General features: G+C 74.5%; 19 protein-coding genes. 6 read left to right on the top strand and 13 right to left on the bottom strand.

The window, feature by feature from the left end; translation table 11 throughout:
- Positions 1–2: 2 nt before the first annotated feature.
- Positions 3–3,407 carry an AfsR/SARP family transcriptional regulator gene (locus tag SNOUR_RS27965; RefSeq protein WP_067352323.1) on the bottom strand — a complete coding sequence of 1,135 codons (3,405 nt, stop codon included), beginning with the start codon at positions 3,405–3,407 and terminating at the stop codon, positions 3–5.
- A gap of 178 nt (positions 3,408–3,585) precedes the next feature.
- Between SNOUR_RS27965 and SNOUR_RS27960 the strand changes: the two genes are divergently transcribed.
- Positions 3,586–4,386 (top strand): site-2 protease family protein, encoded by an 801-nt coding sequence (locus tag SNOUR_RS27960; RefSeq protein ID WP_067352321.1) that lies wholly within the window; start codon positions 3,586–3,588, stop codon positions 4,384–4,386.
- Positions 4,387–4,565: 179 nt separating this feature from the next.
- Here the strand turns inward: SNOUR_RS27960 and SNOUR_RS27955 are convergent, their stop codons facing one another.
- The 6 genes from SNOUR_RS27955 to SNOUR_RS27930 form a co-directional block, all read right to left on the bottom strand.
- Entirely contained in the window at positions 4,566–4,784 is a 219-nt protein-coding gene (locus SNOUR_RS27955) for a hypothetical protein (RefSeq protein ID WP_067352319.1), read from the bottom strand.
- A 111-nt stretch (positions 4,785–4,895) separates the two neighbouring features.
- The gene (npdG, locus tag SNOUR_RS27950; RefSeq protein ID WP_067352317.1) at positions 4,896–5,639 is read right to left on the bottom strand and encodes an NADPH-dependent F420 reductase; all 744 of its coding nucleotides are present in this window, start codon (positions 5,637–5,639) and stop codon (positions 4,896–4,898) included.
- 43 nt (positions 5,640–5,682) lie between these two features.
- Complete coding sequence (locus SNOUR_RS27945) at positions 5,683–6,573, bottom strand: carbohydrate ABC transporter permease (protein WP_067352315.1); 891 nt, start codon at positions 6,571–6,573, stop codon at positions 5,683–5,685.
- Positions 6,570–7,427: a carbohydrate ABC transporter permease gene (locus tag SNOUR_RS27940; RefSeq protein WP_067358878.1), complete on the bottom strand. Its 858-nt coding sequence runs from the start codon at positions 7,425–7,427 to the stop codon at positions 6,570–6,572. Before SNOUR_RS27940 ends, SNOUR_RS27945 begins: the two co-directional genes overlap by 4 nt.
- A 149-nt stretch (positions 7,428–7,576) precedes the next feature.
- Entirely contained in the window at positions 7,577–8,920 is a 1,344-nt protein-coding gene (locus SNOUR_RS27935; protein ID WP_067352312.1) for an ABC transporter substrate-binding protein, read from the bottom strand.
- 223 nt (positions 8,921–9,143) lie between these two features.
- The gene (locus SNOUR_RS27930; RefSeq protein ID WP_067358876.1) at positions 9,144–9,827 is read right to left on the bottom strand and encodes a FadR/GntR family transcriptional regulator; all 684 of its coding nucleotides are present in this window, start codon (positions 9,825–9,827) and stop codon (positions 9,144–9,146) included.
- 173 nt (positions 9,828–10,000) lie between these two features.
- On the opposite strand from SNOUR_RS27930, the gene SNOUR_RS27925 reads away from it, so the two are divergent.
- Together SNOUR_RS27925 and SNOUR_RS27920 are read left to right on the top strand one after the other, a co-directional pair.
- Positions 10,001–10,960, top strand: a complete 960-nt coding sequence (locus SNOUR_RS27925; RefSeq protein ID WP_067352310.1) for a dihydrodipicolinate synthase family protein — start codon at positions 10,001–10,003, stop codon at positions 10,958–10,960.
- A gap of 115 nt (positions 10,961–11,075) precedes the next feature.
- A complete protein-coding gene (locus SNOUR_RS27920; protein ID WP_067352307.1) occupies positions 11,076–11,726 on the top strand; it encodes a hypothetical protein in 651 nt (216 codons plus the stop codon).
- A 95-nt stretch (positions 11,727–11,821) separates the two neighbouring features.
- Here SNOUR_RS27920 and SNOUR_RS27915 read toward each other — a convergent pair whose 3' ends face one another.
- The gene (locus SNOUR_RS27915; RefSeq protein ID WP_067352304.1) at positions 11,822–12,073 is read right to left on the bottom strand and encodes a hypothetical protein; all 252 of its coding nucleotides are present in this window, start codon (positions 12,071–12,073) and stop codon (positions 11,822–11,824) included.
- 67 nt (positions 12,074–12,140) lie between these two features.
- Between SNOUR_RS27915 and map the strand changes: the two genes are divergently transcribed.
- Complete coding sequence (map, locus tag SNOUR_RS27910; RefSeq protein ID WP_067352302.1) at positions 12,141–12,998, top strand: type I methionyl aminopeptidase; 858 nt, start codon at positions 12,141–12,143, stop codon at positions 12,996–12,998.
- A gap of 177 nt (positions 12,999–13,175) precedes the next feature.
- Positions 13,176–13,841 carry a biliverdin-producing heme oxygenase gene (locus tag SNOUR_RS27905; RefSeq protein ID WP_067352300.1) on the top strand — a complete coding sequence of 222 codons (666 nt, stop codon included), beginning with the start codon at positions 13,176–13,178 and terminating at the stop codon, positions 13,839–13,841.
- 34 nt (positions 13,842–13,875) lie between these two features.
- On the opposite strand, the gene SNOUR_RS27900 is transcribed toward SNOUR_RS27905, so the two are convergent.
- Positions 13,876–14,607: a PhzF family phenazine biosynthesis protein gene (locus SNOUR_RS27900; RefSeq protein WP_067352297.1), complete on the bottom strand. Its 732-nt coding sequence runs from the start codon at positions 14,605–14,607 to the stop codon at positions 13,876–13,878.
- A gap of 192 nt (positions 14,608–14,799) precedes the next feature.
- Between SNOUR_RS27900 and SNOUR_RS27895 the strand changes: the two genes are divergently transcribed.
- A complete protein-coding gene (locus SNOUR_RS27895) occupies positions 14,800–15,783 on the top strand; it encodes an SCO2278 family lipoprotein (protein WP_067352295.1) in 984 nt (327 codons plus the stop codon).
- Between the two features lie 93 nt (positions 15,784–15,876).
- On the opposite strand, the gene SNOUR_RS27890 is transcribed toward SNOUR_RS27895, so the two are convergent.
- The 4 genes from SNOUR_RS27890 to SNOUR_RS27875 form a co-directional block, all read right to left on the bottom strand.
- Entirely contained in the window at positions 15,877–16,617 is a 741-nt protein-coding gene (locus tag SNOUR_RS27890; RefSeq protein ID WP_067352293.1) for a bifunctional DNA primase/polymerase, read from the bottom strand.
- A 140-nt stretch (positions 16,618–16,757) separates the two neighbouring features.
- Positions 16,758–17,357 carry a TetR/AcrR family transcriptional regulator gene (locus tag SNOUR_RS27885; protein ID WP_067352290.1) on the bottom strand — a complete coding sequence of 200 codons (600 nt, stop codon included), beginning with the start codon at positions 17,355–17,357 and terminating at the stop codon, positions 16,758–16,760.
- A gap of 106 nt (positions 17,358–17,463) precedes the next feature.
- Positions 17,464–18,417 carry a small ribosomal subunit Rsm22 family protein gene (locus tag SNOUR_RS27880; RefSeq protein WP_067352287.1) on the bottom strand — a complete coding sequence of 318 codons (954 nt, stop codon included), beginning with the start codon at positions 18,415–18,417 and terminating at the stop codon, positions 17,464–17,466.
- 52 nt (positions 18,418–18,469) lie between these two features.
- Positions 18,470–19,561: a serine hydrolase domain-containing protein gene (locus SNOUR_RS27875; RefSeq protein ID WP_067352284.1), complete on the bottom strand. Its 1,092-nt coding sequence runs from the start codon at positions 19,559–19,561 to the stop codon at positions 18,470–18,472.
- Between the last annotated feature and the right edge of the window lie 16 nt (positions 19,562–19,577).

Here is a 19,577-nt window from a genome sequence, read left to right as displayed (position 1 = left end):
CGTCAGAGGAGGGCGGTGGCCTCGTCGAGCGAGAGCCCGCCGCCCTCGGCGTGGGCGGCCGCGTAGTCCGGGTCGGCCAGCAGCGCGCGGACGGCCGCCTCGGCGCGGGACCGGCTCTCGCGGACGGACAGCGCCGGCACCAGCGCGCCGGCCCGCAGGGCGTCGAACGCACCGATCAGCCGTGCCGCGTCCCGGGCCGCGGCCGCGCCGCGGACCGCCACCAGCACCCGGGCGCCGGTCAGCAGCTGCACCACCGGCAGATCCGGGTCGACCATCTCCGTCAGCGGGTCCCGGGTCAGTTCCAGCGCCCGCCGGAGCCGTGGGAGGAGCTCCGCCCCGTGCTGCCCCTCGTCCACGTCCAACGCGACCAACAGGCCGTCCAGCAGCCCCAGGAAGAGTTCCGGGCCGTACGAGGCGAACGCCTCCCGTACGAGGAGGAGTTCCCTGCGCGCCTCCTGGGTGCGCCCGGTGAGCGACAGCTGCACGGCCAGCGCCATGCGGGTGAACGGCACCGCGTCCCGGCCGCTGTTGCGGTCCTGCGCCTCGGCCAGCACCTCCCGCAGCATCCGCTCGCCCTCCTCCGGCCGGCCGACCTCGGTCATCACGCCGCCCAGCCGGGCGCGCAGCATCAGGGTCTGGCCGTGCGCGCCCAGCTCCTCGGCCTGCACCATCGCGTCCTTGAAGTCGCGCGCCGCGGCCTCGTACTCGCCGCGCTTCTCGGCGGTCTCGCCGCGGCCGGCCAGCGCCTCGGACGCGCCCCAGGCGTCGCCCAGCCCGAGGAAGATCCGCAGTGCCTCGTCGGCGTCCCGGGTCGCCTGGTCCAGCCTGCCGCGGCGGTCGTTGAGCACCCTGGAGCGCAGCTGGAGGACGTAGGCCAGCTCCCAGTCGTAGCCGTAGCCGCGGCACGCCTCGACCGCGTCGTCGAGGAGCCCGGTCAGGTTCTCCCACCGGCCGGTGAGCAGCACCGCGAAGTACCACAGCACCCCGGGCACCTTGCAGGTCTGCGGCATCCCGCCACGGTAGGCGGCGATGATCCCGGACAGCTCCTCCTGCATCTGAGGGCTGCGCAGCGCCTCCATGTCGCTGTCCAGGGTGGACAGCGCCACCAGCCGGACCTGGCGGCGGGCCTCGGCGAACTGCTCGGGGTCCATCGGCGGGGGTGCGTCGATCGGCCGCTCGTGCAGGTCGGGGGCGGGGGCGACGGGCGGGGCGAACGGGCTGGGGCCCAGGGAGCCCACGGCGAGGGCCCAGGTGTGGGCGTCGCGGCGGTGGTCGCGCAGGGACCAGAACCACTGGAGCGAGAGCACCAGGCACAGCGCCTCGTGCTCGTCGCCGGCGGCGACGGCCCGGCGCAGCGCGGTGCGCAGGTTGTCGTGCTCCCGTTCCAGCCGGTCGATCGCGGCGCGCTGCCGGGGGCCGCGCAGCAACGGGTCGGTGGTGCGGGCCAGTTCGCGGTAGCAGACCAGGTGGCGGCGCTCGGCGTCGGCCCGTTCCGCGGCCTCGTCCAGCCGCTCGCCGGCGTACTCGGCGACGGTCTCCAGCAGCCGGTAGCGCATCTGGCCCCCGGGTCCGCCGGCGGGCCCGGGGGCGTCCGGGGCCGCGACCACCAGCGACTTGTCGATCAGCGAGCCGAGCAGCCCGGCGACGTCGTCGGCCGCGACGCCGCCGCCCGCGCAGACCTCCTCCGCGGCGGCCAGGTCGCAGCCCCCGGCGAACACCGACAGCCGCCGCAGCACCGCCCGTTCGGGATCGTCGGTGAGGTCCCAGGACCAGTCCACCACCGCGCGCAGGGTCTGCTGGCGCGGCAGCAGCGTGCGGCTGCCGCTGGTCAGCAGCCGGAAGCGGTCGTCCAGCCGATCGGCGATCTGACGAGGCGTCATCATGCGGAGCCGGGCGGCGGCGAGTTCGATCGCCAGCGGCAGCCCGTCCAGCCGGCGGCAGATCTCGGCGCAGGCCACCGCGGTCTCCTCGTCGGCGTCCACACGGAAACCGGGGCGGGCGGCGGCCCCGCGGTCGGCGAGCAGCCGCAGCGCGACCGGGTCGGGCAGCGGCTCCACCGGCCGCAGCACCTCGCCCGGTACGGCCAGCGGCTCCCGGCTGGTGGCCAGCACGGTCACGCCCGGGCAGGCGGTCAGCAGCCGCTCGGCGAGCTCCGCGGCGGCGCCGATCACATGCTCGCAGTTGTCCAGCACCAGCAGCATCCGGCGGCCGGCGCAGTGTTCGGCGAGCCGGGCGTGCGGGTCGCGGACGGCGTGGTCGGCGGCGGCCCGCAGCCCCTCGGCGGTGGTGCCGCGGACGACGGTCTCGCGGGCCCCGAGCGCGGTCAGCACCGCCTCGGGCACGGTCCGCGGATCGTCCACCGGCGCCAGCTCGGCCAGCCAGACGCCGTGCGGCCAGGCGTCCGGCAGGGCGGCCGCGGCGATCTCGGCGCCCTCCTGGGACAGCCGGGTCTTGCCGGCGCCGCCCGGCCCCAGCAGCGTCACCAGCCGGTGCCCGGCCAGGTCGGCGCGGAGCGCGGCCAGGTCGTGCTCCCGGCCCACGAAGGAGGTCAGCCGGGCGCGGAGGTTCCCGGGCCGGGCGGGCACGGCGGGGGCGGCCGGTCCGGCGGGGGCGGTGAGCACGTCGGCGGCCACCGCCGGAGCCGCCGGGACCGCGGGGACGACCGGGTGCGCCGGCACCGCCGTGCGGTCCGGTCGCAGCAGTTCGGCGTGCAGGGCGCGCAGCTCCGGGCCCGGGTCGGCGCCCAGGCGGTCGGCGAGGCCGGTGCGTATCTCCTCGTACGCGGCGAGCGCCTCGGCGGTCCGGCCCGCGTCTCGCAGGGCGCGCAGCCGCAGCGCCTGGAGGGGCTCGTCCAACGGGTGGTCCTGGCACAGCACGGCCAGGGAGGGCAGCGCCCGGGCGGCCCGCCCCAGGGCCAGGTCGGCGGCGAGGCGGGTGCGCAGGGCGTCCAGCCGGCGGCTCTCGGCGCGGGCCGCCTCGACGGCCGCGTCGGGCAGATCGGCGAGGGCCGGGCCGCGCCAGAGGGCCAGCGCCTCGTCGAGCAGGGCGGCGGCGCGGCCCGGGTCGGCGGCGTCCAGCGCCCGGCCGCCCTCCGCCGCCAGCCGCTCGAAGCGGTGCAGGTCGACCGCGTCCGGCTCGGCGCACAGCAGATAGCCGCCGTCCACGGAGGCGATCGCGGACCGGCCCAGGGCGCGGCGCAGCCGGCCGACCAGCGCCTGGAGGGCGCCGGGCGCGTCGGCCGGCGGGTCCATGCCCCAGACGTCGTTGATCAGGGCGTCCGCGAGCAGCGCCCGGCCGGGGCGCAGCGCGAGCGCGGCGAGCAGGGCGCGCAGCCGGGCACCGCCCAGGGCGACGGGGGTGCCGTCGGCCAGGCCGGCCTGGGTGGTGCCGAGAATTCCGTAGCGCACCGGGCCATTGTCGCCCGCCGGCGGAACTCTCCGGGTACCGCACGACGTTTCCGGGACCGGGGCGCATCCGACCCGGCCCGTGCGCGGGCGACCGCGCCGCGGATACGGTCGGGGCGGCCCGCCGCGGCCCGTGGCCCGGATCCCCGACCGCGACCCACCCCCTGGGAGTCCCCTACCGATGACCACCGCAATCCCGCGCGCCGACCGCCGCGTCAGCCCGGTCTTCCTCGCGCTCGTCGCCGTCCTGGCGGTCTCCGGCTGGGCCGTGTGGAGCGGGACGCTCGCGGCCAGCACCGGCTTCGCGGTCTTCCTGTTCGTGACCGCCGGCTGGGTGGTGTCGCTGTGCCTGCACGAGTACGCGCACGCCCGCACCGCGCTGCACGGAGGCGACACCACGGTGGGCGGCAAGGGTTATCTGACCCTCAACCCGTTCGTCTACTCGCACGCGCTGCTGAGCATCGTGCTGCCGGTGCTCTTCCTTCTGATGGGCGGGATCGGGCTGCCGGGCGGTGCGGTGTTCATCGAGCGCCACCGGATCCGGGGCCGCTGGCGGGACAGCCTGGTCTCGGCTGCCGGGCCGCTGACGAACGTGCTGTTCGCCGCGGTGGTCAGCGCGCCGTTCTGGCTGCACGCCGCGGACGGGATCCCGGACGCGTTCCGCTACGCGCTGGCGTTCCTGGCGCTGCTCCAGGTGACCGCGGCGATCTTGAACTTCCTCCCGGTGCCGGGGCTGGACGGCTACGGCGTGATCGAGCCGTGGCTGTCGGACCGGGTGCGGCGGGCCGTCGCGCCGTACGCGCCGTTCGGCATGCTGGCGGTCTTCGGGCTGCTGTGGGTGCCGGAGGTCGGCCAGGTCTTCTTCGAGCTGGTGCACAGCGTCCTGCGGGGGCTGGGCGTGTCGGCCTGGGACAGCTACTGGGGCCAGGAGTTCTTCCGCTTCTGGCAGGGCGAGCCGCAGGTGCCGCAGATCGGCGCCTAGGGCGCTTCTGATGGATCTCCGTGGAAGAAGGAGCGGCGCCTGGTGCGTGCGATCGCAAGGCGCCGGGATGTCTTCATAGCGGAGCTATGGGGGCATTTCGGCAACGCCGCGAGCGTGCGTGGCAGGCGCCGCGACGCCGCGGAGATCCATCAGAAGCGCCCTAGGGCCTGTCCGATGGGTCAGTTGGAGGCCGCGGCCCGGCGGGCCCGCTCCAGCTTCGCCTTGCGGACGTAGAACCACGCCATGTTGCTGGAGACGCCGGCCAGCAGGATCCACACGATGCCCACGAAACTGCCCTCGACGAAGGACACGACCGCCGCGGCGACGGCCAGCAGGCAGACGGCGAGGGCGAGGGTGGCGAGGCGCCGGTCCGGTCCGGGCGGGGGCAGGGAGGGCATGGGGTCGGCTCCTGTCGGGTGGTGCGGTCCGTTCCAGTGTCCCTTACGCCCCGCGGTGCCCCGCCGCCCCCTCCCCCGCTCCGGCCCCGGCGTCGGGGTCGAGGGGTCGGCTCAGACGTCGGTGACCCGGAGCCCGGCGTGCGCCTTGTAGCGGCGGTTGACCGAGATCAGGTTGGCGACCAGCGACTCGACCTGGTGGGCGTTGCGCAGCCGGCCGGCGAAGACGCCGCGCATGCCGGGGATGCGGGCGGTCAGCGCCTGCACCACGTCGGTGTCGGCGCGGCGCTCGCCGAGCACCATCACATCGGTGTCGATCTCGGCGATCTCGGGGTCCTGGAGCAGGACGGCGGAGAGGTGGTGGAAGGCGGCGGTGACCCGGGAGTCCGGCAGCAGGGCGGCGGCCTGTTCGGCGGCGCTGCCCTCCTCGGGCTTGAGCGCGTAGGCGCCCTGCTTGTCGAAGCCGAGCGGGTTGACGCAGTCGATCACCAGCTTGCCGGCCAGCTCCTCGCGCAGCGCCTCCAGCGTCTTGGCGTGGCCCTCCCAGGGCACCGCGACGATGACCACGTCGCTGCGCCGGGCGCAGTCGGCGTTGGCGGCGCCCTCGACGCCCAGGCTGCCCAGCTGGGGCTCGTCCGCGGCGGCCCGGGCGCGCTCGGCGGCCCGGGAACCGATGATCACCTTGTGGCCGGCCCGGGCGAACCGGTAGGCCAGGCCGCGGCCCTGGTCACCGGTGCCGCCGAGGACGCCGATCACCAGACCGGAGACGTCGGGCAGGTCCCAGGGGTCGCGGGCGGCGGGCTTGGCGGCCGTGGCCGGGGTGGCGGACGGGGTCGCAGCAGCGTCGGAAGTAGTCATGACAGCGATCCTGTCACGCCCCGTCCCGGCATCACTCGCGCGGTCACGCCTTGACGCTCCCCTCGGTCAGACCGGTGCGCCAGTACCGCTGGAGCACCGTCATCAGGACCATCAGCGGCAGCACCGACAGCAGCGCGCCGCCGACCGTGTACTGGTAGAGCACCGGCTGCCGGTCGGCGTAGCCGATCCAGGTGGTCAGCCCCAGTTGGACCGGGTAGAGACCGGAGTCGGAGAGCATCACCAGCGGCAGGAAGTAGTTGTTCCAGATGTGCACGAACTGGAACAGGAAGACGGTGACCAGCGCCGGGCCCATCAGCCGCAGCCCCAGCCCGGCGAAGATCCGCGCCTCGCCCGCGCCGTCGATCCGGGCCGCCTCCAGCAGCGAGTCGGGCACCGCGGCGGCCGCGTAGATCCGGCACAGATAGACCCCGAACGGGCTGACCACACTGGGGATCAGCACCGCCGCGTAGGTGTTCGCCAGGCCCAGCGCGCTGAAGAGGAAGTACAGCGGCAGGGCCAGCGCGGTGCTCGGGATCAGCACCCCGGCCAGCACCAGGCCGAAGACCGTCTCCCGCCCCCGGAACGGGAACTTGGCCAGCGCATAGCCCGCCGCGGCGGACAGCAGGGTGGCGCAGACCGCGCCGACGCCGGCGTAGAGCAGGGAGTTGGCGAACCAGCGGGCGTAGACGCCGTGGTCGTAGGTGAGCACGGCGGTGAGGTACCGCAGGGGCCGCGGGTGGTCGGAGAACCAGAAGCCGAAGGTACCGAAGAGGTCGGCGCTGTCCTTGGTGGCCGAGACGACCAGCCAGTAGACGGGCGCGAGGAAGTAGACGGCGGCGGTGGTCAGGAGGGCGCCGATGATGATCCGGTGGCGCACGGGGGTCCGGGTCGGCATCGCCGCTCCGGGCCGCGTCCGCCGGGGGGACGGGGTCATCCGCGCTCCTTCCCGCGCCCGCCGACCAGCCGCAGGAAGCCGAACGAGGCCGCGCACGCCACCAGCGCCAGCAGCACCGCCTCGGCCGCCGCCCGGTGCTGGTTGTTGCCGACGAACGCCTCACTGTAGGCATGCAGGTTGGGGGTGTAGCCGGAGTCGATGGAGGAGGTGAGCGGGCGCAGCACCATCGGCTCGGCGAACAGCTGGAGGGTGCCGATGATGCTGAAGACGGTGGTGAGCACCAGGGCGGGGCGGAGCAGCGGGAGCTTGACGTACCGGGCCACCTGCCAGGCGCTCGCGCCGTCGATCCGCGCCGCCTCGTACAGCTCGCCGGGGACGGACTTCAGCTGGGCGATCAGCACCAGCATGGTGTAGCCGGTGAACTGCCAGGTGACGATGTTGGCGACGGACCACAGCACACTGCCGCGGGAGAGGAAGTCGACGTTCCAGCCGACCCCCTGGGCGATCCGCACCAGTGGGCTGAGGCCGGGGACGTAGAGGAAGCCCCACAGGATCGAGGCGATCACCCCGGGCACCCCGTAGGGCAGGAAGAAGGCGCCGCGGAAGAAGGTGACCCAGCGGGCGGCGGCGCTCTCCAGGAGCAGCGCCAGCGCGGTGGCGAGCACCGTCATCAGCGGGATCTGCACGGCGCCGAAGAGCAGCACCCGGCCGAAGCCGGTCAGGAACCGGTCGTCGGCGAGCGCCTGGGCGTAGTTGGCGAGGCCGGCGAAGGTGTCGTGCTCGGTGCCGAGGCCGAGCGGCCCGGTGCGACGGGTGCGCCGCAGGCTGGTCCACACGGCGTAGCAGACCGGGGCGAGGTAGCACAGGGCGAAGAAGGCGAGGAAGGGCAGCACGAAACCGGCCGCGGTCCGGGCGTTGCGGCCACCGGGGCGCCCGGCCCGGTGCGGGCGCCGCGCGGTGGCCGTGCCTGCCGGGCGCCCGCGCCGCTCGCCCCCGGACGCGCGCGGCGCGCGCCTCCTCGTGGTTCGCACGCTGCGCTCGCTCACCGGCCGCTCTCCGCCTTCAGCCCCTTGTCCCGCAGGTCGGAGACGGTCTGGCGCTGCACCTTCGTCAGCACCGAGCGGAACGAACTGCCGTCGGCGAGCGCGTCGGTGAAGGCGTCCCCGAGCCGCTGGAAGAGGGTGTCCACGCCCGGCCCCCACTGCCAGCTGGTGTCCACGTGCGCCCCGGCGTCGGCGAAGACCCTGCTGTACGGCTGGCCGCCGAAGAAGTCCTTGTCGGCGTCGAGGGCGGTGGCGGCGTAGCCGGCCTTGGCGCTGGGGAAGCCGTAGCCGCCCTGGAGGAGCAGGGCGATCGACCCCGGGTCGGTGTTGAGCCAGACGGCGAAGTCCAGGGCGTCCCTGGGGTAGCTCGCCTTGGCGAAGACGGCGGTGGTGGAGCCGCCCCAGTTGGCGTACGCCCGGCCGCCGGGCCGCCACTGGGGCAGCGGGGCGGCCCGCCACCTCCCCTTGGTGCCGGGTGCGTTGCCGGCCAGCAGGGCGTCGCCCCAACTGGCTCCCACCCAGGCCGGGATGGCGCCGGTCTGGATGTCCTTGTACCAGGCGTCCCGACGGTCCGGGATGGTCTTGACGAGCTTCCCGCGGACCAACGCCTCCCAGTAGTCGGCGACCCGACGGGTGGGGGCGTCGTCGAGGTGCACCACCCAGGTGTCGCCGTGGGTGGCGTACCACTTGGCGCCGGCCTGCCAGGCCAGGCCGGCGAAGCGGTTGCCGTTGGTCGGGGCGAAGGTCTCGATCCAGGCGCCGTGCCGGCGGACCTCCTTGGCCGCGGCCGCGTACGCGTCCCAGGTGCGCGGTACCGGGATGCCCCACCGGTCGAAGAGGTCCTGCCGGACGAACAGCCCCATCGGGCCGCTGGCCTGCGGGATGGCGTAGATCCCGGAGCCGAAGACGGACTGGCCCCACTGCCAGGCGAAGAACGCGTCGCGGTGCCGGGCGGCGCCGAGCGGGGCGAGGTCGCGCAGTCCGCCGTCGAGAAGGAAGCTGGGGATCACCGGGAACTCGATCTGGCCCAGGTCGGGCGGGTTGCCGGCCTTGATGGCGGCGTGCATCTTGGCGTACTGCTCGCCGTTGACCGCCGACACCTTCTCGACCTTGACCTGGACCTCGGGGTGCGTGCGGTTCCACAGGTCCACGGGGCGGTCGATGCCCGGCACCCAGGACCAGAAGGTCAGGGTGATCTTCTGCCCCTTCCTCCGTTCCCGGGGCGCGTCGCCGTCGTCGCCGCAGCCGGCGAGCGCGAGGCCGGCGGCGGCCGCGGCCGCCCCGCCCAGGACCGTTCTCCGGCGGACGCCGCCGCGTGGGCTGTCTGAGCTCTCGTACGTCACGGCTCACCCCTCAGCCAGGCCAGGACGTAGGACGTCCCTTGTCCTGCGGACGATAAGAAGGGCCCAACTGGCCGTCAAGGCACGGCACATGACGCTTTTTCGTGTCGGCAACGGCACCGCCGACGCGGGGTGAAATCCCGGTGAATGGGATGATCGCGACAAAACCCGGTACCCCGACGCCCCCGCGCGGCCGGCGCCGGGGCGTCCGGTTCCCGGCCGGCGGCTACGCGGTCAGCCGGCGCCGGATGCCGTCGAAGTGCCGGTGCATCGCCGCGACCGCCCGCTCCCCGTCGCCCGCCTCCAGGGCGTCGACGATCTCCGCGTGCTGACGGTAGGTCACCTCAGGGTCCGGCCGGACGTCGGCGAGGTCCTCGCGGACCCGGCGCAGCGCCGCCCAGAACGCGTCCAGCACCTCGCTCAGCAGGTGGTTGCCGAGCGACCGGTACAGCGCGAGGTGGAAGGCCCGGTCGGTGGCGCTGAGCACCTCGCCGCCGCGCGCCTCCTCGGCCATCCGCTGCACCAGCCCCTTGAGGACCGCGAGGTCCTCGGCCGGCAGGCCGCGCGCCACCGTGCCGATCAGCCCCGCCTCCAGGGCCTCCCGGACCTCCATCAGCTCGTACAGGCTGGACTCCCCCTGGTGGTGGCGGACCGCGGCCCGGAAGGCGACGCCCTCGACGAACGGTTCGAGGGTGAGCGCGCCGACGTAGGTGCCGAAGCCGTGCCGGATCTCGACGATCCGCATGGCCTGGAGCGCCTTGAGCGCCTCGCGCACCGAGTTGCGGCTGACGTCGAGCATGGCGACCAGCTCGGTCTCCGTGGGCAGCGGATCGCCCGTCGTCAACCCGCGATCCAGGATCAGCTGCTTGATCCGTGCCTGGACGTCCTCGGACATCGTCCCTCGCGCCATCCTCATCGCCCTCTTCCGTCTCGCGCACCTCATGTGCCGCGCGCCGCCGCCCCGTTCGGCCCGTTCCGGGGCGGAAATCCTTGACCGGGCGCCTGCACGCATGCCTATTGTGAACCGCGATATCGGACATCCCATGTCTGATGTCCCAGCTCAAAGCAGCCCTTGGAGCCCCCATGGCACTCACCGCCCCGCTGCACGGCGTCATCCCTCCGGTCTGCACCCCGCTCGACCCGCACGGCGAGGTCGACACCGCCTCCCTCACCCGCCTGGTCGGCCGCCTCCTCGACGCCGGCGTCCACGGCCTGTTCGCCCTGGGATCCACCGGCGAGGCGACCTATCTGACCAACCATCAGCGCGCCACGGTCCTGGAGACGGTGGTCACCGCCACCGCCGGCCGGGTCCCGGTCCTCGCCGGGGTCATCGACACCACCACCGCCCGCGTCCTGGAGCACGCCCGGACCGCCGTCGCACTCGGCGCCGACGCCCTGGTCGCCACCGCCCCCTTCTACGCCCGCACCCACCCGCGCGAGATCGCCGCCCACTTCCGGCACCTGCGCACCGCCACCGGCCGGCCGCTGATCGCCTACGACATCCCGGTGTCCGTGCACAGCAAGCTCTCCCCGGCCCTGATCCGCGAACTGGCCGAGGACGGCACCCTGGCCGGGCTCAAGGACTCCAGCGGCGACGACGGGACGCTGCGCCGGCTGCTGGTCGCGCTCGGCGGCCGCACCGCCCGGCGCACCGGCCCCGCGCCGGCCTTCGCCGTCCTCAGCGGCTCCGAACTCACCGCGGACGCCGCACTGTTGGCGGGCGCGGACGGCGTCGTCCCGGGCCTGGGCAACATCGACCCGACCGGCTACGTCCGGCTCTACGACGCCGCCCGCGCCGGCGACTGGCCCCGCGCCTGCGCCGAGCAGGAGCGGCTGGTCCGCCTCTTCGACCTCACCGACACCGGCCCGGAGGCCGAGATGGGCCGCGGCTCCTCGGCGCTCGGCGGCTTCAAGGCGGCGCTCCGACTGCTCGGCGTGATCGCCTGCCGCGACACGGCCGTGCCGCAGCTCCCGCTGAGCGAGGAGTCGGTCGCGGAGGTGGGACGTCGGCTGACCGAGGCGGGGCTGCTGCCCGCCCCGTGAGACGGGCGGCGACCCCTGCACCACCGGCGCCGGGTCGGCAGCGTATGCCCCGAACGGGTGACACCCACCGCACCCGGCCCCCTCGGGGCCCGTCCGTGCGGCACCATGCCGCGCCATGGATGCCGTACGCGTCGCCCTGCTGCGCGAGGTCCTGGCCGGGACCGAGTGGATCGAGGCCACCCGCCGCTTCGCCGGTTCGCTGCGGGCCGCCGTCGCCCCGCACGGCGGCGGTCTGCTGCTGGTCGGCAGCGCCGGCTACGAGCCCTGGCACCTGGCCGCCCACCTGGACGACGAGGCGGCCTGGTCGGGGCTGCCGGAGCTGTCGCCGACCCTGGTCCGTCACCGGGTCCCGGCCGGGGCGCCCGCGCACCTCGCGGTGGGTCCGGGCCGGCTGGCGGCGGCCGGGCGCGGTGCGACGCTGCTGGTGGTGACGCCGGAGTCGCCGGACGCCGGGCTGCTGGAGAAGGTGCACGACGCGCGCCGCAACGGCGCCACGGTGCTCGCCCTGGACTCCGGCGACCGCGATCTGCACGCCCTGGCCCACGACGCGCTGATCGCCGCGCCACCACCGGACGACGGGGCCGCCGCCCCGGCCGCCCCGGATCCGCCGCGGCCTCCGGACCTCGACCTGGACACCGTCCAGCACCTGGTCAGCGCCGCCGCCGGCGAGAACAGCCGGCCCGAGGCGCGGCACCACCGGAGGTTCCGCGACCGCCTGGCCCGCCTCGCCGAGGCACTGGCGGCCCCGCCGCCCCCGCGCTGGTGAGCCGCGGCCCGGCCCTGAACCGTCGGTCGGACTCGACCGGGCGCCCCGGCCCCGCCCCAGGGTGTCTCGCCAGGACGTCTGGCTAGGACGTCGTGCTAGGACGCCTCGTCCCCCTCGCCCCTGCCGCCCTTGTCACCCTTGCCCATGTCGTGCCACCGGGGGTCGGTCTCCCACTCCAGATTCCGCTCGCGTGCGGTCTCCATGGCGTGCGCCGCCTCCTCGCGGGTGGCATACGGGCCGAAGCGGTCGGCGGCGCGGCACTGGGGCCCCTCTTCGACCGTGCGGTGCTCCAGGCAGTAGAACCACTCGCCGGGCTTGCCGACCGTCCGCCGCTTGAACAGCGCCATTGCCGCCTCCTGTGCGTGACTCCCGTGCCACCATCCTGCCCGACGGCCCGCGGATACACTCGCTGGCATGTCTGGCCAGTCGCTTCTTGTCCCGGGGAGCATCTCCCCCACCCGCCACGTCCCCGCCTCGATCGCCCGCCCCGAGTACGTCGGGAAGGCCGCGCCCACGCCCTATACGGGGCCGGAGGTGCAGGACGCCGAAACGATCGAGCGGATGCGGATCGCCGGTCGGATCGCCGCCCAGGCGATGGCGGAGGCCGCCAAGCACATCGCGCCCGGCGTGACCACCGACGAACTGGACCGGGTCGCCCACGAGTTCATGTGCGACCACGGCGCGTACCCCTCCACGCTCGGCTACCGCGGCTTCCCCAAGTCCCTGTGCTCCTCGGTCAACGAGGTCATCTGCCACGGCATCCCCGACTCGACCGTCCTCAAGGACGGCGACATCGTGAACCTGGACGTGACCGCGTACATCCACGGCGTGCACGGCGACAACAACGCCACGTACCTGTGCGGTGACGTGGACGAGGACTCGCGGCTGCTGGTGGAGCGCACCCGGGAGGCGCTCAACCGCGCGATCAAGGCCGTCCGGCCGGGCCGCCAGATCAACATCATCGGCCGGGTCATCGAGTCCTACGCCAAGCGCTTCGGCTACGGCGTGGTCCGCGACTTCACCGGGCACGGCATCAACTCGTCCTTCCACTCCGGCCTGATCGTCCCGCACTACGACAGCCCGCACCACACCACCGACATCAAGCCCGGCATGACCTTCACGATCGAGCCGATGCTGACGCTGGGCACGTACGAGTACGACATGTGGGAGGACGGCTGGACCGTGGTCACCAAGGACCGGAGGCGGACCGCGCAGTTCGAGCACACCCTGGTGGTCACCGAGACCGGGACGGAAATTCTTACGCTGCCCTGATCCGGACGGGAGTAGCGTTTTTACCGACAGGTTGTCGGGAACAGGTTGACCAGGGCCCGCCCCGCGTAGTTAGGTAACCCTAACCTGACGGCTGCGCGTGCTCGTCGGCCTGTTCCCGGGGCCGCACCGCGCGCGCTCCGCGCCTGTCCGCGCTCTCCCGGCCTCCGGAGGTCCGCCTTGGAAGCGTCCAGCCCGACCCCGTCGTTCTCGGCGGCCATCCGCACGGCCTCGCACGAGCAGCACACCGAGGCCGAGAACTCCGCGTTCATGAGCCACCTGCTGGGCGGCGAGCTCGGCGTCGCCGCCTACCGGCGCTACACCGAGCAGCTGTGGTTCGTCTACCGCGCGCTGGAGGACGTCCCGCAGGAGCTCGCCGCGGACCGGGTCGCGGGCCCCTTCCTCCGCCCGGAGCTGGCCCGCACCGTCGAGCTGGAGCGCGATCTGGCCCACCTCGGCGGCCCGGACTGGCGTGCCGGCCTCGTGCCGCTGCCGGCCACCGCCGCCTACGCCGAGCGGATAGCCGACTGCGCCCGCGACTGGCCGGCCGGCTATGTCGCCCATCACTACACCCGCTACCTCGGCGATCTCTCCGGCGGCCAGATCATCCGCGGCACCGCCGAGAAGACCTGGGGCTTCGCGCGCAAGGGCGACGGCGTCCGGTTCTACGTCTTCGAGGGCATCGGCAACCCCGCCGCCTTCAAGCGCGAGTACCGCGAACTGCTGGACGGGCTGCCGGTGGACGACCTGGAGAAGCAGCGCGTGATCGACGAGTGCAAGCGCGCGTTCGCGCTGAACAGCGCGGTCTTCCGGGAGTTGGGCGAGGAGTTCCCGCGCACCGCGTGACGGGCGCGGCACCCGCACCCGCCCCGGCCGTCGTTCACGGCGCCTGCGGCACCCCGGCGCGCACCCGGCCGCCGATCTCGATCGTCCCGTCGGGACGGGGGCGGGTGAACAACTGCGAGCCGGTCCCCTGACGGATGTCCAGGGGCCGGCCCAGCTGATGCGTCAACAGCAGGGCGGCGGCGCCGGTGGCCTCGTCCTCCACGACGTTGTCGCCGCGCCGGGGGAAGCCCCGGGCGCGGACCGTGCCCGCCGCCTCGTCCTGCCAGGCCCAGGCGTAGAGCCAGCCGTCGCCGGGCGGCGGCGCGGGCAGCGCGTCGACCTCGGCGGCCGAGCCGTGGCGCTCGGTACGGCGCGCGGTGACCCACTCGGCGCGGGCCCGTACCCAGGTGAGGTCGCCCTCGTGGCGGACGGCCACCTCGCCGGCCGGCGGGCGCAGCGACCGCACCGGCCGCCCCGCGCTCCGCAGCAGCCAGGCGAGACCGACCAGGGGGTGCCCGGCGAACGGCAGGCGGACGCTGGGGGTGTGGATGTCCACGGCGCCGGCGGCCGGGTCGTCGCCGTCCGGCGCGGGATCGAGGAACACCGTTTCGCTGTAGCCCAGTTCGGCGGCGAGGGCGGCCCGATCGGCCCGGCCGGGAAGGGCGGCGCCGTCCAGGACGACGGCCAGCGGGTTGCCCCCGCCGCCGTCCGGTCCGCAGAAGACCCGCAGCAGGTCCACGTCGGCGGCGCCGCGGTCGCGCCGGTGCGCTTCGCTTGGTTCGTTCACCCCCGCATTGTCCGCCGCCGCCTCCGCGTCGCCCGCCGCCGGCCCCGCCCCTCGGGCCCGCCCGAGGACGAACGCCCCCCGACCCCCGCGTACGCCGTCGGCCACCGGGTATGGTTGCGCCGAATCCGTGCCACCCCGGCGGCCGTCCGTCCGCCCCGGTCGCCCCGGTCGCCCCGAAGGAGCCCGAGCCCCATGACACGCAGGTCGCCGTTCCGGGTGCCCGCAGCAGTGACGTCGGCCGCCGCCGCGCTGGTCATGCTGAGCGGATGCATGACGGTGCACGGCGAGCGCGAGGTGCTGCCCGCGGTGTCGCAGGCCGACGCCGCCAAGGCGCTCAAGCAGTTCACCGACGGCTTCAACAAGGCCAACCGCACGCTGGATCCGACGGTGAACACCTCGATCGAGTCCGGCGCGCTGCTCGCCATCGACCAGGCGCAGATAAAGGCCGCACACGGCGTCCGCCCCAACGGCAACCCGAACTTCAACCCGCTGTCGTTCACGGACACGCACTTCACCGTGCCCAAGCAGAAGGGCTGGCCGAGGTTCTTCATCGGGGACGGGCTCAGCAACCGCCGGGACCGCAGCGGCGAGAACACCCGCTGGTTCCTGGTGTTCAGCCGGGACAGCATCCGCGCGAAGTGGCGGGCGACGTACCTCGCGACGTTCCCCGGCAACAACGCCCCGGAGCTGAAGGTCACCGGCGGCTACGCGGAGGCGGTGCCGGTGGACGGCTCGTCGGGGCTGACCGTCGATCCGGGCAAGCTGAGCCAGGCGTACGTGGACTATCTCGGCACCGGTAAGGGCGACTTCGCGCCGGGCCAGGAGACCGACCAGTGGCGGGCCCGGCGGGCCCAGGGCGCCAACCAGCCCGGGGCGCGCATCCAGTGGGAGGACCAGGCGTCGGATCTGCCGCCGGTGGCGCTGCGGACCACCGACGGCGGGGCGCTGGTGTTCTTCTCGACCGTCTATCACCAGCAGAAGACGGTCTCCCAGGGCCTGATGATCACGGTGCCGCCGGAGCTGCGCGGGATCGTGGAGGGGCCGATGAAGAAGACCATGCGGATGGCGTTCACGACGGTGTCGGGCCAGGCGGTCACGGTCCCGGCGAAGAGCGCCGGCGGCAAGATCACGGTGCTCAACCGGATCGAGGCGAAGACCTCGGTGAAGGCGCTCTAGGGGACTTGCTGGGCGCCGCCCGACGAGCGGCGCGTGCGCGGGAGCGAGGGGCCGTCGGGCGACCGGCGGCCCTTTTCCGCTGCCGGGGGCGGGTCAGCGGCCGATCGGCCAGGCCGCCGTCTCGTGGTCCGCTTCGTGGTCGATGAACGCGGCGCAGGCGTCGGTGAGGGTCTCCAGCAGCGTCAGCGGGTCCGGCAGCGGAAGCTCGGGGCCGCGCAGCCAGGTCACCGCGGGCTGGTCGCCGGGGAGGGCGGACGGCGGCAGGAGGACGTAGCTGCCGCGGCAGTGCCAGCGGAAGCCGGGATGCTCGTCGAGGGTCTCGGGGTGGCAGTCCAGCTCGCACGGCCACCACTCGTCCTCGTCGTCGGGGGTGCCGCGGGTGGCGGTGAAGAACAGCATCCGGCCGTCGCCGAAGCCGGCGCCGCTGAGACTGACCGGACCGACCTCGACGCCGGCCGCCTCCAGCCGGCCGAGGGCGCTGCGGCCGGCCTCGACGGGAACGTCGAGGACGTCGTGGGCCATGCCGGTGGCGGTGATGAAGTTGGCCTGCGGGAGGGTGCGGACCCAGGCGGCGACCTTGTCGCGGTCGGTGGTGGCGACGGTCTGCCAGCCGAAGGAGATGGGATGGCGGCCGGGGGTGGGACAGCCGATGCGCTCACAGGAACAGCCGTAGCCGGAGGGGTGGGCGGCGGGGGCGACCGGGAAACCCGCGTCGACCGCCGCCATCAGCAGGTCCTCGCGGCCGCGCGCGGCGGCCGATCCCGTGTCCGTATCGCCGCCCGATCCGCTCCTCGGCCGGCGCAGCCACTGGGAGAACCTGCTCTTGCGTTCCATCAATCCCCTCACTTCGAGCGGTGGTCTGGGGTCAATGCTGCCACCATCCTGGGCGCCAGGTGACCGGTGTGCGGATCCGGGGTGAACGCGGTACGGGCGAACAGGGCATTTCACGCCAACGCCGCCCGTCGCCCCGGGCGTCAGTCGCGCCGGCGCAGACCGCGGAGCACCTGGTCGACGAAGGTGTCGACGAAGGCGTGGGTCAGTTCCCCGGTGCGCATCAGCCAACGCTGTGAGAAGGGACTCAGCAGCATCTCGGCGCCGATCCTGAGGTCGACGTCCGGGTCCAGTTCGCCGGCCTCCCGGGCGGCGCGCAGCCGCTCGACGTAGAGGCGGATGCCCGGTTCCATGAGGCGGCCGACGAAGCTGCGGGAGAGCTCCTCGTCGTTGGCGCCGGCCGCGACCAGGGCGCGGTAGGGGGCCTGCCAGGCCGCGTCGTTGAACTCGTCGACGGTGGCGCGCAGAACGGTCTTGAGGTCGGCGGCGAGGTCGCCGGTGTCGGGGAGTCCCTCGTGCTCGTAGGCGTCGGCGGCGGAGCCGAAGGCGTCGAGGAGGACGGTGGCCTTGGAGGGCCACCAGCGGTAGATGGTCTGCTTGCCGACGCCGGCGCGGGCGGCGATGCCTTCGATGGTGAGCTTCTCGTAGCCGACCTCGCCGACCAGGGCGAGGGCGGCCTCGAAGATCGCCTGGCGGGAGCGTTCGCTGCGGCGGGAGGCGTCGGGGGCTGCTTTGTTGGCCATGGGCGGGAGTGTAACGAGAAGAGGCGAGACGTATCGTCTCAACGAGACGGGTCGCCTCGATCGCTGCGGGGGCGGCGGGCGGACGCCGCCCCGCAGCCGACCTCGGTCAGTGCGGCCAGGCGTCGCCCCAGGCCGCGTCGCGGGCCTCGCGGTAGGCGGCGCCGTGCCGCTTGGTGACGGTGTCCCGGCGCAGGGCGTCGTCCGCGGTGCACAGGTCCAGCAGCACCTGGCCCTTGCGGATCTGCGGTCTGCGGACGACCCGCGCCGCGGCCGGCTCGGCCGGGAGACGGGTGGCGGCCACATAGCTGAACTTCTCGTCCTCGTAGGCCAGGGAGCCGCCCTTGACCTGACGGTGCAGCGAGGAGCGGCTGACCCGGGCGGAGAAGTGGCACCAGTCCTCGCCCGGCACGATCGGGCAGGCGGCGCTGTGCGGGCACGGCGCGACGATCCGCAGCCCGGCGGCGACCAACTGCTCACGGGCCTCGCGGATCCGCAGATAGCCCTCGGGGGTGCCCGGTTCGATCAGGACGACGGACCGGGCGGCGGCCGCCGCGTCGACCACCGCGCGGCGGTCCTCCGGACGCAGCTCGCCCAGCACGTAGGAGACGGTGACCAGGTCGGTGTCCTCGGGGAGGGCGAGGCCCTCGCCGAGGGACTGCCGCCGCCAGGTGACGTCCGGCAGGATCCCGGCGGCCAGTTCGCGGCCCAGGTCGAGCGCGGGCTGCGCCCAGTCCAGGACCGTGCTGCGCGGGCCGTCCCAGGTGGCGGCGGTGGCCCAGGTGGCCGCGCCGGTCCCGCCGCCGACGTCGACGTGGGTGGCCGGGGACCAGTCGGGGACGCGGGCGGCGAAGGCGGCCAGCGCGGCCCGCACCGCCTCGAAGGTGGCCGGCATCCGATAGGCGGCGTAGGCGGCGACATCGCCGCGGTCCCGGAGCACCGGGGCGTCGGTGGGGGTGCGGCCCCGGTAGTTGGCGATCAGCCGCTCGACGGCCTGCGCGGCCTGCTTGGGCGGCAGGCCGTCGAGCAGGCCCGCCAGGGCGGCGCGCAGTTCGTCGTGCATTCGGGAAAGTCTACGGGGGTCCCGGGCCGGGTCACGCCGGGCCGGAACGGGGTCAGGGCCGGCCCGAGGGGTCGGTGTGCGCCACCGCGCGGGCGAGGTGAGTGGCCGCCGCGGCCCGCGGCGCGCTGCCGCCCGACCGGCGCCGGGGGTGGACGGTGTTGGCGAGCAGCACCAGGAAGGTGTCCGTGGCGCGGTCCAGGACGAGGCTGGTGCCGGTGAACCCGGTGTGCCCGGCCGCGCCCCGGCCGGCCAGCTCGCCCATGAAGTACGGCTGGTCGACGGCGAAGCCGAGGCCGGGCGGGTCGAGCAGGGCGGCGACCGCGGCCGGGCCGAGGATCCGTGCGGTGCCGTACGCCCCGCCGTTGAGCAGCGTCCGGCAGAGCACGGCCAGGTCCTGGGCGGTGGAGAACACCCCGGCGTGCCCGGCGACGCCGCCGAGCGCCCAGGCGTTCTCGTCGTGCACCTCGCCGCGCAGCAGGCCCCGGTCCGCCTTGGCCCACGGCCGCCGCTGGTCCTCGGTGGCGGCCACCCCCTGCGGCGCCAGCGGGCCGTAGCAGGTACTGGTCAGGCCCAGCGGGCCGGTGATGCCGTCGCGGACCAGAACATCCAGGGGGCGGCCGGTGAGCCGCTCCAGCAGCAGCTGGAGGGCGATGAGGTTGAGGTCGGAGTAGCGGTGCGCGCCGTACGGACCGCCGGAGGGGGCCGCGGCCTCGGCCCACAGCAGCGCCAGTTGGTCGGCGCGGGCCCGGTGGTCGTGGAAGGGCAGTTCGGGGGCGAGGCCGGAGGTGTGCCGGAGCAGGTCCCGGACGGTGATGCCGGGGGCGAAGGCCGGCAGGTGGGCGGCGACCGGCGCGTCCAGGGCGAGCCGGCCCCGCTCGGCCTGCTGGACCGCGGCGATCGCGGTGAAGAGCTTGCTGAGCGAGGCGAGGTCGAAGACCGTGCCCACCCGCATCGGCTCCCACAGGTCGCGGGGCAGGTCCAGGCCCCGGTCCCGCTCGGGGTCGTAGCCGCGGTAGCGCAGCGCCCAGCCGGCGGCGGCCTCGGCGGCGACCACCGGGCCCCGGCCGGCCAGCACCACCGCTCCGGCGCACCATGGCGGACGGCCTTCGGGCAGTGCCCGCACGCCGCTGACCAGCCGATCCATCCAGGCGGGGTGCAGT

Origin of the sequence: Streptomyces noursei ATCC 11455 (genome assembly GCF_001704275.1) — a bacterium.
Taxonomy (GTDB): Bacteria; Actinomycetota; Actinomycetes; order Streptomycetales; family Streptomycetaceae; genus Streptomyces; species Streptomyces noursei.
Note: the sequence above shows the minus strand (reverse complement) of the source record. Positions and strands in the feature narration are given on the sequence as shown.